The sequence below is a fragment of the Halomonas aestuarii genome (genome assembly GCF_001886615.1).
In the GTDB taxonomy this organism is placed as follows: domain Bacteria; phylum Pseudomonadota; class Gammaproteobacteria; order Pseudomonadales; family Halomonadaceae; genus Halomonas; species Halomonas aestuarii.
The window spans coordinates 2155426-2167537 of record NZ_CP018139.1 but is presented as its reverse complement, the minus strand read 5'-3'; the positions used below and the strand labels follow the sequence as shown (position 1 = coordinate 2167537).

General features: G+C 68.4%; 8 protein-coding genes and 1 pseudogene. All 9 read right to left on the bottom strand.

Annotated features, from left to right (window positions below):
- Positions 1-3: 3 nt before the first annotated feature.
- Positions 4-956, bottom strand: a pseudogene (gene accA, locus BOX17_RS10100) (acetyl-CoA carboxylase carboxyl transferase subunit alpha).
- Between the two features lie 278 nt (positions 957-1234).
- A complete protein-coding gene (dnaE, locus tag BOX17_RS10095) occupies positions 1235-4741 on the bottom strand; it encodes a DNA polymerase III subunit alpha (RefSeq protein ID WP_071944193.1) in 3507 nt (1168 codons plus the stop codon).
- A 214-nt stretch (positions 4742-4955) separates the two neighbouring features.
- On the bottom strand, positions 4956-5567 hold the full coding sequence (gene rnhB, locus BOX17_RS10090; RefSeq protein WP_071944191.1) for a ribonuclease HII: 612 nt from the start codon (positions 5565-5567) through the stop codon (positions 4956-4958).
- 33 nt (positions 5568-5600) lie between these two features.
- Positions 5601-6824 carry a lipid-A-disaccharide synthase gene (lpxB, locus tag BOX17_RS10085; RefSeq protein ID WP_071944189.1) on the bottom strand — a complete coding sequence of 408 codons (1224 nt, stop codon included), beginning with the start codon at positions 6822-6824 and terminating at the stop codon, positions 5601-5603.
- A 13-nt stretch (positions 6825-6837) separates the two neighbouring features.
- Entirely contained in the window at positions 6838-7605 is a 768-nt protein-coding gene (gene lpxA / locus BOX17_RS10080) for an acyl-ACP--UDP-N-acetylglucosamine O-acyltransferase (RefSeq protein WP_071944187.1), read from the bottom strand.
- On the bottom strand, positions 7602-8045 hold the full coding sequence (gene fabZ / locus BOX17_RS10075) for a 3-hydroxyacyl-ACP dehydratase FabZ (protein ID WP_071944185.1): 444 nt from the start codon (positions 8043-8045) through the stop codon (positions 7602-7604). The genes lpxA and fabZ overlap by 4 nt, the downstream gene beginning before the upstream one ends.
- Positions 8046-8153: 108 nt before the next feature.
- The gene (gene lpxD, locus BOX17_RS10070; RefSeq protein WP_071944183.1) at positions 8154-9191 is read right to left on the bottom strand and encodes a UDP-3-O-(3-hydroxymyristoyl)glucosamine N-acyltransferase; all 1038 of its coding nucleotides are present in this window, start codon (positions 9189-9191) and stop codon (positions 8154-8156) included.
- Positions 9192-9231: 40 nt separating this feature from the next.
- Complete coding sequence (locus BOX17_RS10065; RefSeq protein ID WP_071944181.1) at positions 9232-9735, bottom strand: OmpH/Skp family outer membrane protein; 504 nt, start codon at positions 9733-9735, stop codon at positions 9232-9234.
- Positions 9736-9763: 28 nt separating this feature from the next.
- Positions 9764-12109, bottom strand: coding sequence for an outer membrane protein assembly factor BamA (gene bamA, locus BOX17_RS10060; protein ID WP_244272128.1), 2346 nt, complete (start codon positions 12107-12109; stop codon positions 9764-9766).
- Positions 12110-12112 lie beyond the last annotated feature (3 nt).

Below are 12112 nucleotides of genomic sequence, written 5' to 3'. Positions count from 1 at the left end.
GGCTTACACCGGCGCGCCGTAGCTCATCAGGCGCTCGTAGCGACGCTCCAGCAAGCGGTCCATGTCCATCGCCTCCAGGCGGTCAAGGCTCGCCAGCAGCGATGCCTTGACCCGTTCGGCGGTGGTCACCGGGTGCCGGTGGGCGCCGCCCAGCGGCTCGGCGACCAGGGTATCGACCAGCCCCAGCTCCTTGAGGCGCTCAGCGGTGATCCCCATGGCCTGGGCCGCATCGGGCGCCTTCTCGGCGCTCTTCCACAGGATGGAGGCGCAGCCCTCGGGTGAGATCACCGAGTAGGTGGAGTACTGCAGCATGGCCAGCTCGTCACAGACGCCGATGGCCAGCGCCCCGCCGGAGCCGCCCTCGCCCACCACGGTGGCAAGTATCGGCGTCCTGAGCCGCGACATCACCGCCAGGTTGTAGGCGATGGCCTCGGACTGGCCGCGCTCCTCGGCGTCGATGCCCGGGTAGGCGCCGGGGGTGTCGATGAAGGTCAGCACCGGCATCCGGAAGCGCTCGGCCATCTCCATCAGCCGGCACGCCTTGCGGTACCCCTCGGGGCGCGGCATGCCGAAGTTGCGGCGCACCTTCTCCTTCACGTCGCGGCCCTTCTGGTGGCCGATCACCATCACCGGCTTGTCGTCCAGCCGGGCGATCCCCCGACGATGGCCGCGTCATCGGCGAAGTGACGGTCGCCGTGGAGCTCGTCGAAGTCGGTGAAGACGTGCTCGAGGTAATCCAGGGTGTAGGGCCGCTGGGGGTGACGCGAGAGCTGGGAGACCTGCCACGGGGAGAGGTCCTTGAAGATAGACTCGGTGAGCTTGCGGCTCTTCTCCTCGAGACGGCCGATCTCGTCGCTGAGGTTGACCTGGCTGTCATTGCCGACCAGCCGCAGCTCCTCGATCTTGGCCTGGAGCTCGGCAATGGGCTGTTCGAAATCGAGATAGTTGGGATTCATTGGCCAGACGCCTTGTCGTGTTTCACCGCCCGACCCCGGACTGAGTGGAGGGCGATGCGAAAAATGAGCGTGACGGGCATTATCGCACCCTCAACGCAAGGCGCAAGGCGACAGCGGATGGCGCCAGGGCCAGGAGCGCCGGGGACGGCTCGAAAGGGAGGTCATTTGCCAGGGAAGGCAAATGTAGCGCCCAGGGAGGGGGTCACAGCGTCTCCCCGGAGCGTCGTCACCGGCAACGCTGGGCCAGCATACCCGAACGCTTCCGGTTCATCCCCTGCTCAGCGGTACTTGAGGCGCACGCCGTCCTGCCCCTGCACCTCACGCAGGCCCGTGAGCAGTTCGTCGGAGGGCGTGACCCGCCACTCCTCGGCGAGCTCCATCCAGCCGGAGGCCTCGGCGTTGCGGTAGCGCAGCCGCACCGGCAGGCCCGCCTCGTCGCGGAAGGGCGAGAGGCTCGCCCGCAGGCTGTCCACCAGGCGGCCGTTGAGGCGCCCGCCATCCAGGGAGAGCTCCACCGCCTGGCCGAAGCGGCTGCGCGCCTCGACCATGGGGGTGACCTCCTTGCCGCGCAGGCGCAGGCCCCCGGAGTAGTCGTCGCTTGCGACCTCGCCCTCGACGATCATCACCTGGTCGGCCTCGATGCGCCCCCGCAGCTGGTCATAGAGCTCGCCGAAGAGCGAGGCCTCGATGCGCCCGGTGCGATCGTCCAGGGTGATGAAGGCCATGGTGTCGCCGCGCTTGGATTTCATGGTCCGCACGCCGACCACCAGCCCGGCCACCCGCTGGGGCTCCCGGGAGGGCTTGAGGTCGCCGATGCGGGTGGAGACGAAGCGCGCGAGCTCCTGCTCGTACTCGTCGATGGGGTGCCCGGTGAGGTAGAGCCCCAGGGTCTCCTTCTCGCCGGCCAGGCGCTCCTTGTCGGTCCACTCCCGGGCCCGGCGATAGTCGCCGTAGGCGTCCTGCTCGGCCTCGTCCGGCGCGGCGAAGGCCTCGCCGAACATGTCCACCATGCCGAGGTTCTGGTTGGTCTGGTTCTGGGCCGCGGCCTTCAGGGCATCCTCCAGGGCGGCGGCGAGCACCGCGCGGCTCGGCCCCAGGGTGTCCAGCGCCCCGGAGCGGATCAGCGCCTCCAGGGTGCGCTTGTTCATGCGCTTCGGGTCGACCCGGCGGCAGAAGTCGAAGAGGTCCTCGAAGGCCCCCCCCGCCTCCCGGGCCTCGACGATGGCGCCGATCGGGCCCTCGCCGACCCCGCGGATCGCGCCCAGGCCATACACCACCCGGGCCTGGTCGTCGACCGTGAACCGGTAGCCGCCGACGTTGACGTCGGGCGGGGTCACCGTGAGGCCCAGGTGGCGACACTCCTCGATCAGCGGCACCACCTTGTCGAGGTTGTCCATCTCGGTGGAGATCACCGCGGCCATGAAGGGCCCGGGATAGTGCGCCTTGAGCCAGGCGGTCTGGTAGGAGACCAGCGCATAGGCCGCCGAGTGGGACTTGTTGAAGCCGTAACCCGCGAACTTCTCCACCAGGTCGAAGATGTTGCCGGCGAGGTCCTTGTCGATGCCGTTGTCCGCGCAACCCTCCATGAAGCCCGCGCGCTGCTTGGCCATCTCCTCGGGTTTCTTCTTGCCCATGGCGCGGCGCAGCATGTCGGCCTGGCCCAGGCTGTAGCCGGCCATCACCTGGGCGATCTGCATCACCTGCTCCTGGTAGAGGATGATGCCGTAGGTGGGGGCGAGCACCGGCTTGAGCAGCTCGTGCTGGTAGTCCGGGTGCGGATAGGAGATCTCGGCCCGGCCGTGCTTGCGGTTGATGAAGTCGTCCACCATGCCCGACTGCAGGGGGCCGGGACGGAACAGCGCCACCAGGGCGATCATATCCTCCAGGGAATCGGGCAGCAGGCGCTTGATGAGCTCCTTCATGCCGCGGGACTCGAGCTGGAAGACCGCCGTGGTCTCGGCCTTCTTGAGCATCTCGAAGGTGGGGACGTCATCCAGCGGGATGGTGTCGATGTCCAGCGGGCCCAGGTCCTCGGTGGCCCGCACCTTGTCGACCATCTCCAGCGCCCAGTCGATGATGGTCAGGGTGCGCAGGCCCAGGAAGTCGAACTTGACCAGGCCGGCGTCCTCGATGTCGTTCTTGTCGAACTGCACCACCAGGCCGTTGCCCTCCTCGTCGCAGAGCAGCGGCGAGAAGTCGGTGAGCTTGGTGGGCGCGATCACCACGCCGCCGGCGTGCTTGCCGGTGCCCCGGGTGATGCCCTCGAGCTTCAGGGCCATCTCCCAGATCTCGGCGGCCTCGTCGTCGACCTCGAGGTACTCCTTCAAGGCCGGCTCGGCCTCGATGGCCTTGGCGAGCGTCATGCCCACCTCGAAGGGGATCAGCTTGGAGAGCTTGTCGCCGAGCGAATAGGGCTTGCCCTGGGCGCGGGCCACGTCGCGCACCACCGCCTTGGCGGCCATGGTGCCGAAGGTGACGATCTGCGAGACGGCATCGCGGCCGTAGCGGTCGGCCACGTAGTCGATGACCCGGTCACGCTTCTCCATGCAGAAGTCGACGTCGAAGTCGGGCATCGAGACCCGTTCGGGGTTGAGGAAGCGCTCGAACAGCAGGTCGTAACCGATGGGGTCGAGGTCGGTGATCTTCTGGGCGTAGGCCACCAGCGAGCCGGCGCCGGAGCCGCGCCCGGGCCCCACCGGGACGTCGTTGTCCTTGGCCCACTGGATGAAGTCCATCACGATCAGGAAGTAGCCGGGGAAGCCCATCTGGATGATGATGTCGAGCTCGAAGTCGAGGCGCTTGCGATAGCGGGCATCGATCTCGGCATACTCGTCCCCGTCCCGCGGATAGCGCTCGGCCGGGTAGAGGAAGTCCAGGCGCTCGGTCAAGCCGTCGTGGGAGATCTTGCGGAAGAACTCGTCCTGGGTCAGCCCCTCGGGGATCTCGAACTCGGGCAGGAAGATCTCGCCCAGGCGCACGTCCACGTTGCAGCGCGCCGCAATCATCACGCTGTTCTCGAGCGCCTCGGGAATGTCGGCGAACAGCTCGGCCATCTCCGCGGGGCTCTTGAGGTACTGCTCCTCGGTGTAGCGCCGCTCGCGGCGCTTGTCGTCCAGCGCCTTGCCCTCGCCGATGGCAACCCGGGTCTCGTGGGCCCAGAAGTCCTCGCGCTCCAGAAAGCGCACGTCGTTGGTGGCCACCACCGGGGTGCCGGTCTCGATGGCGAGGTCCACCGAGAGGTGCACGCACTCCTCCTCCAGCGGCCGGCCGGTTCGGGTCAGCTCCAGGTAGAAGCGTCCCGGGAAGGCGGCATTCCACTCCTCGAGCAGGACGCGTGCCTCGTCATGGTGGTCGCTGAGCAGGTGGCGGCCGACCTCGCCTTCCCGGCCGCCGGAGAGCGCGATCAGCCCCCCGCTCTGCTCGAGCACCCAGGCCTTGTCGAGCAGGGCCTGGCCCTGGCGCTGACCGTGCATCCAGCCCCGGGAGATCAGCTCGGTGAGGTTGCGATAGCCGGTCTCGTCCATGGCCAGCAGGGTGAGGCGATAGGGGTGCTCCTCGTCATGGGGATTGGCCAGCCACAGGTCGCTGCCGATGATCGGCTTGAGCCCGGCGCCCTGGGCGCCCTTGTAGAACTTGACCAGGCCGAAGAGGTTCGCCTCGTCGGTCAGCGTCACGGCCGGCAGGCCCTGGTCCACGGCGGCCTGGACGAGCGGCTTGAGACGCACCAGGCCGTCGACCAGGGAGAACTCGCTGTGAACGCGAAGATGAACGAAGGGTGCAGTCATGGCGAACTCGGGCGTAGCGGTTGTGGGTCAACACGGAGAAAGAAATCGTCGACACGGCGGTGACGCGAAGCTGGTCGGGAGCCTGGCCCCGGGATGCCGGGCCACCGAGGAGGCGCCATGAACCCCTCATTGGGCGCTACCGACGCCATCCTTGGCGTCGGACCTCCTCTTTGACCCGGCCCCCGCGCCTCTCCTGGCCGACACTGATCAACCTTCAGAGCAGCGCCAACTGGCGCTTTACCGGGCCGAAGGAGCGGCGATGCTCGGGCAGCGCTCCCAGGCGCTCCAGGGCGGCCAGGTGCTCGCGGGTCGGGTAGCCCTTGTGGCGGGCGAAACCGTACTCGGGATGCCGGGCGTCCAGGGCCACCATGCCGGCGTCGCGCGCCACCTTGGCGAGGATCGAGGCGGCGGCGATGGCGGGATGACGGGCATCGCCCTTGACCACCGCCTGGCCGGGGACATGATGCCCGGGCAGGCGATTGCCGTCCACCAGCAGGTACTCGGGTCCAGGGTCCAGGGCGTCGATGGCCCGGCGCATGGCGAGATGGGTCGCATGGAAGATGTTGAGGTCATCGATCTCCGCGGCGCTGGCCTCGGCCACGGCGAAGGCCAGCGCCCGTTCGCGGATCTCGCCACAGAGTGCCTCGCGTCGACGGGCCGTGAGCGCCTTGGAATCATCAAGGCCCTCGATGGGCCGCTCGTGATCGAGGATCACCGCCGCGGCGACCACCGGACCGACCAGCGGGCCGCGGCCCACCTCGTCCACGCCGGCCAGGCGATCGCCCACATAGTCGATCGAGAGCGGCGGCAGCGTCTTTCGCTTCATGACCGGTCCTTCATAGTCTTCATGACGGGGCCTTCATCGCTCGACCTCGCCGGCGGCGACCTCGCCCGCCTCGGGGGAGACGCTCGCCGGCAGGGCCCGCCCCGACACCAGTGCCTCGAGGGCCTCGCTGGCGCGGCGGCTGGCATCGCGCTGCAGGCCGGCATGCATTTCCGCGAAACGCACCTCCAGAGCCTTGCGGCCCGCCTCGTCGTCGAGCATCTCGCCGAGCCGGTCGGCAATGGCCTCGGGGCTGGCCGCCTCCTGGATCAGCTCCGGCACCAGGGTCTCCCGGGCGATCAGGTTGGGCAGCGAGATCCACTCGGTCCTGACCAGCCGCTTCGCCAGCCAGTGGGTCGCCGGCGCCATGCGATAGGCCACCAGCATGGCGCGGTGGCAGAGCATCGCCTCAAGCGCCGCGGTGCCGGAGGCGAGCAGCACGGCATCAGAGGCCACCATCGCCTCCCGCGACTGGCCGTCGATCAGGGTGACCCGTCCCTGCAGTGCCGGATGCGCCGCGAGCAGTGCCTCGAGTTCGCTACGGCGCGCCGGGGTGGCGGCCGGTATCACCACCGAGAGCGCCGGGCGTTCCCGGCAGAGGCGCTCGACGGCCGCGAGGAAGGTCTCGCCCAGGAAGCGGATCTCGTTGGCTCGGGAGCCCGGCAGCACCGCCAGCAGCGGGGCCGTCGCCCCGTCGTCCCGACCGGCCAGCCCGAGCGCTCGCCGGGCCGCCTCGCGGTCGTTCGAAAGCGGCAGCTCGTCGGCCAGAGGGTGGCCGACGAAGGCCACGGGCACGCGGTGACGGGCGTAGAAGGCGGCCTCGAAGGGCAGGAAGGTGAGCATGGCATCCACGGCGCGACTGATGCCCTTGACGCGTCCCTGCCGCCAGGCCCAGACCGAGGGACTGACGTAGTGGGCGGTGGTGAGGCCGGCCTCGCGCAGCTGACGCTCGAGGCCCAGGTTGAAGTCCGGGGCATCGATGCCGACCATGATGTCCGGCTGCCAGGCCAGGGCATCGCGCCTGAGCGCGCGGCGCACCCGCACCAGCCCGGGCAGGTGCTTGAGGACCTCCACGAGGCCCATCACCGAGAGGGTCTCCAGGGGAAAGCGGCTGTCGATGCCCTCCTCGATCATGCGCGGGCCGCCGATGCCGCGGAACTCGATGCCCGGATGACGCGCCTTGAGCGCCCGCATCAGGCCGGCCCCCAGCAGGTCGCCCGAGAGCTCGCCGGCGACGAGATAGACGCGACGCACCGTCATGGCCGCACCTCCCTCAGCGGATGATGCCGCGGGTCGAGGCCTCGATGGAGGCGGCGAAGCGCTCGGTCTCGGGCAGCGAGAAACGCGCCCGGATCTGCGCGAGCGCCTGCTCGGTGGTCAGGCCCTGGCGGTAGACCAGCTTGTAGGCCTCGCTCAGGGCCCGGATGGCCTCCTTGGAGAAGCCGCGCCGCTTGAGCCCCACCAGGTTGAGGCCGTGGGCCTGGGCCGGGTTACCATTGATCATCACGTAGGCCGGGGTGTCCTTGGTGATGATCGAGCCACCGCCGGCCATGGCGTGGTCACCGAAGCGGCAGAACTGATGGATCGCCGAGAGGCCGCCGATGATGACGAAGTCGCCCATGCTCACGTGACCCGCGAGGGTCACCTGATTGGCGAAGATGCAGTCGTTGCCGATCACGCAGTCATGGCCCACGTGGACGTAGGCCATGAAGAGGTTGCGCGAGCCGATGAGGGTCTCGCCGCGGTCCTGGACGGTGCCGCGGTGCAGCGTCGCCCCTTCGCGGATGACGTTATCGTCGCCCATCACCAGGCGGGTCGGCTCGCCGGCGTACTTCTTGTCCTGGCAGTCCTCGCCCACCGAGGCGAACTGGAAGATGCGGGTCCGCGCGCCCAGCACGGTGGGTCCCTTGATCACGACATGGGGACCGATCCGGCTGCCGGCGCCGATCTCGACATCGGGCCCGATCACGGTGAAGGGACCGACCTCGACGTCATCGGCCAGGCGCGCCTCGGGGTCGATGAGGGCGGTGGGGTGTATCAAGCGACCTTCCTCTCGGCACAGGTGATGTCGGCCTCGCAGGCCAGCTCGCCGCCGACGGTAGCCCGGCAGACGAACTTCCAGATGCCGCGCTTGGTGCGCTCGACGCGGGCCTCCAGCACCAGCTGGTCGCCGGGCATCACCGGGCGCTTGAAGCGCACGTTATCGCTGGCCACGAGGTAGTAGACGTAGCCATCGGCGGGCAGCTTGTTGACGGTCTTGAAGCCGAGGATGCCACAGGCCTGGGCCAGGGCCTCGACCACCATCACGCCGGGCATGATCGGGTGGTGCGGGAAATGGCCGTTGAAGAAGGGCTCGTTGATGCTGACATTCTTGTAGGCAACGATGGATTCCCCCAGCGTGAGCTCCGTGACCCGATCCACCAGCAGGAAGGGGTAGCGGTGGGGCAGATATTCACGAATCTCGTTGATGTCCATTACCATCGTAGCGACCTCTGAAATGACAGGATGCCCCTCCCTCGGAGGGACACGGCCGGCACTCGGGGCGCCGGCAAAGACTGGCGGTGGATTATACCGCCCTGTGAGGGGGCCTCAACTGCTGCGACCGGCCTTCTCGAGCCGCGACAGGCGACGGGCGATGTCGTCGAGCTGCTTGAAGCGCACCGCATTGCGACGCCACTGGGCATTGTCCATGGAGCCGGTGCCCGACGAATAGATGCCGGGCTCGAGGATCGAATTGGTCACCAGGCTCATGCCGGTGACCTGCACCCCGTCGGCGATGGTCAGGTGGCCGGAGAGTCCGACCCCGCCGCCCAGCATGCAGTGCTTGCCCACCCGGGTGGAGCCCGCGATGCCCACGCAGCCGGCCAGGGCGCTGTGATCCCCGATCTGCACGTTGTGGGCGATCTGCACCTGGCTGTCGATCTTCACGTCATCGCCGATCACGGTGTCGCCGAGCGCCCCGCGGTCGATGCTCGAACAGCTGCCGACCTCGACGTCATCGCCCAGCACCACGCCGCCCAGCTGGGCGATCTTGTGCCAGCGCCCGCCGTCGTGGGCGAAGCCGAAGCCGTCGCCGCCGATCACGCAGCCGCTGTGCAGGATGGCCCGGTGCCCGATCACCACTCCGTGGCAGACGGTGACATTGGCATGCAGGCGAGAGCCGGGGCCGATGCACGAATCCGCCCCCACCACGCAACCCGGGCCGACCACCACCTCGTCACCCAGCTCGACCCCGGACTCGACCACCGCCTGGGGGCCGATGGCCACGTTCTCGCCCAGCCGGACGTCGTCGGCGACCACCGCCGTGGGATGGATGCCGGCCGGGGTGCGCCCGGCCAGGGGGTCGAAGAGGCGCGACAGCTCGGCATACCCCAGGTAGGGGTTATCCAGCTCCAGGCGCGTCACCGGGCAGGCCTCGCCATGGTCGGGGGCCAGCAGCACCGCCGCCGCCCGCGTCTGGGGCAGATCCTTGAGGTAGGCGCGGTTGGCGAGAAAGGCCACCTGATCCGGCGTCGCGTCCCGGAGCGTGGCCAGGCCACTCACCCGCCGCTCGCCGTCACCCTTCAGGCGGGCTCCCAGGCGCTCGGCGATCTCGGCCAGTGTGAGGGTTCGGGCGTCTTGGTTCATGGGGACTCGCTGTCGTGGCGGGCGGACGGCCGGCTCAGTATCAGTAGAGGGTATTGAGGATCTCGGTGACTTCCCCGGTCAGATCCTGAAGGTCCCGTTCAGCATGCAACACGCCGTTCGGGTCCACCAGCACCTCGACGCCGTGGCGATCGATGACCTGCTGGACCGCCTGGTCGAGCCTGGGCTCGGCCTGCTGGAGGAACGCCTTCTCCGACTGCTGTCGCGCCTGGCCGATCTCCCGGCGCAGCTGCTCGAAGCGCTGCCCCTTGCGCTGGAACGCCTGGAGGGTGGTGCGCCGCTCGGTCTCGGTCATGCTCTCGCCCTGCTGCAGGCGCTGCTGCATCTGCTGGAGCTCCGCGCCCAGGGCCTCGGCCTCCTGCTGCTGGTCCGCGAGGCGATTGCGCAGCTCGTTCATGGAACGCTGGGCGGCATCGGTCTCCATCAGCGCGGCCCGCCAGTCGAGCACGGCCACCTCGGCGGCCTGGGCCGGCAGGGTGACGGCGATCAGCAGGCCGAGGCAGAGGGCGGCGGGCAGCGTGCGCATGCGGAGGACTCCTCGAGGCAAGGCCGGATCAGAAGGTCTGACCCAGCGAGAACTGGAAGAACTGGGTGTCGTCACCCTCCTTGTCGTTGAGCGGCTCGGCGACACTGAAGGTCAGCGGCCCCACCGGCGTCAGCCAGGAGAGCCCGATCCCCGCGCTGTAGCGCAACTCGCCCAGATCCACCCCGGACTCGCACTGCTGGCGGTCGGCATCCTCCTGGAGCACCGCGTAGCAGTCCGTCAGGTAGGTGTTGCCGGCATCCAGGAACAGCGAGGCCTGGAGGGAGCGCTGGTCCTCTACGAAGGGCATCGGGAAGAGCACCTCGGCGCTGCCCTCCACCAGGACGTTGCCGCCCAGGGTTCTGTCGTTGCCCGCGGCACGGGCGGTGGTGCCCGACCCCAGGGTATTGCCGGTGAAGCCGCGCACCGAGCCCAGGCCGCCGGAGAAGAAGTTCTCGTAGAACGGGTAGGGGTCGTTACCGATGCTGTCCGCATAGCCCAGTTCGCCGCTGAACTTCAGCCCCCAGGTCTGCTCCTCGTTGAACGGAACGATCTGGCGGGCCCGGGCCCGCAGCTTGTAGTACTCGGCATCGCTGCCCGGCACCGCGGTTTCCAGCGACAGCCGCTGATAGTTGCCGGCCGTGGGCATGATGCCGCGATTGAGGTTGTTGCGCGTCCAGCTGGCGGTCAGCTTCAGGCTCTGGGCCTCGCTGCCCTGGTCCTCCACGTAGCGCTGGACCTCGGAGGACGTGTCGCGATAGGTCTTGATCGACAGGTCCTCGACGCTGGTGCCGAAGTTGAGCCGGGTCAGCTCGTTGATCGGGTAGCCGAGGTTGATGCCCCCACCGAAGGAATCGGTAGAGTAGGTCGAGATGTCGGAATCCTCGTAGTCCGTCTCGCGATAGAAGAGGCTGTAGCCGCGCGAGATGCCGCTCAGGGTCCAGTAGGGGTCGGTGAAGCCGAAGTTGAGGCTGGTGAAGGTGTCGCTGCGCTGGGCGCCGACGTTGACCCGGTTACCGGTGCCCAGGAAGTTGTTCTGGGACAGCGAGGCCCCGTAGATGACCCCGGCGCTCTGGGAGAAGCCGATGCTCGCCGAGATCGAGCCCGAGGGCTGCTCCTCCACCGTGTAGGTGACATCGAGCTTGTCGGGCTCCCCCGCCACGGGACGCGTCTCCACGGCGACCTGCTTGAAGAAGCCCAGGCGCTCCAGGCGCTGGCGCGACTGGCTGATCGACTCGGTGGAGGCGGGCGCCCCCTCCATCTGGATCATCTCGCGACGCAGCACCTCGTCCTGGGTGGTGGTGTTGCCGACGAACTCGATGCGCCGCACATAGGCGCGCCGGCCGGGCTCGACCCGGAAGGTCAGGTCCACGGTATCGCCGGACGTGGCGACCTCGGGAATGCCATCGACGTTGGCGAAGGCGAATCCCTCGGCGCCGAGGCGCGAGCGCAGGGCCTCCGAGGAGGCGGTGACGTCGCTGCGCGAGAAGATCTCGCCGCTCTCCACTTCCAGCAGCTGGCGGGCCTCGCGCTCGGCGATCCTCAGGTCGCCGGAGAACCGGATGTCCCCGAGGCGATACTGATTGCCCTCGTCGATGTTCACGGTGACGAAGATCCGCGACTTGTCGGGGCTGATCGAGACCTGGGAGGACTCGATGTTGAAGTTCACGTAGCCGCGATCCAGGTAGAAGGAGCGCAGCCGCTCCAGGTCGCCGGCCAGGGCCTCGCGGGAATACTCGTCGCTCGAGAACCAGCCGAAGAACCAGCCGGGCCTGTCCTCAAGCTCGAAGACCTCCCTGAGGGTCTCGTCGTCGAAATCCCGGTTGCCGACGATGTTGATCTGGCGGATCTTGGCGACCGCCCCCTCGTCGATGTCGATGTTGACCCGGACCTGCCCCTCGCCCACCTCCTCGACGGAGGTCTCGATGCGGGCACTGTAGCGTCCCTGGGACTGGTAGACGCCCTCCAGCTCGCGCTGGATCTCCTCGAGAGTGGAGAGCTGGAGGACCTGCCCCTCGTCGAGGCCGGCCTGCTTGAGGCCGTCGCGCAGGTCATCGTCGGGAATCTGGCTGTTGCCCTCGATGTCGATGCGCGCGATGGTCGGCCGCTCCACCACCTGGATGATCAGCACGTCACCCTCGCGGGCCAGGCTGACGTCCTCGAACAGGCCGGTGGCGAAGAGCTCCCGAGCCGCGTCGGCCAGTTCGCGATCATCGACGCGATCGCGAGCGCTGACAGGAAAGGCGTTGAACACGGAGGCGGGGGAGACCCGCTGCAACCCTTCAACCCTTATGTCGGAAACGTCGAAAGGTTCCGCCAGTGCCGCCTGGGCACCGGCGAGCAGCAGCGCCGCCAGTCCGATGGTCTTGATTTTCATGCA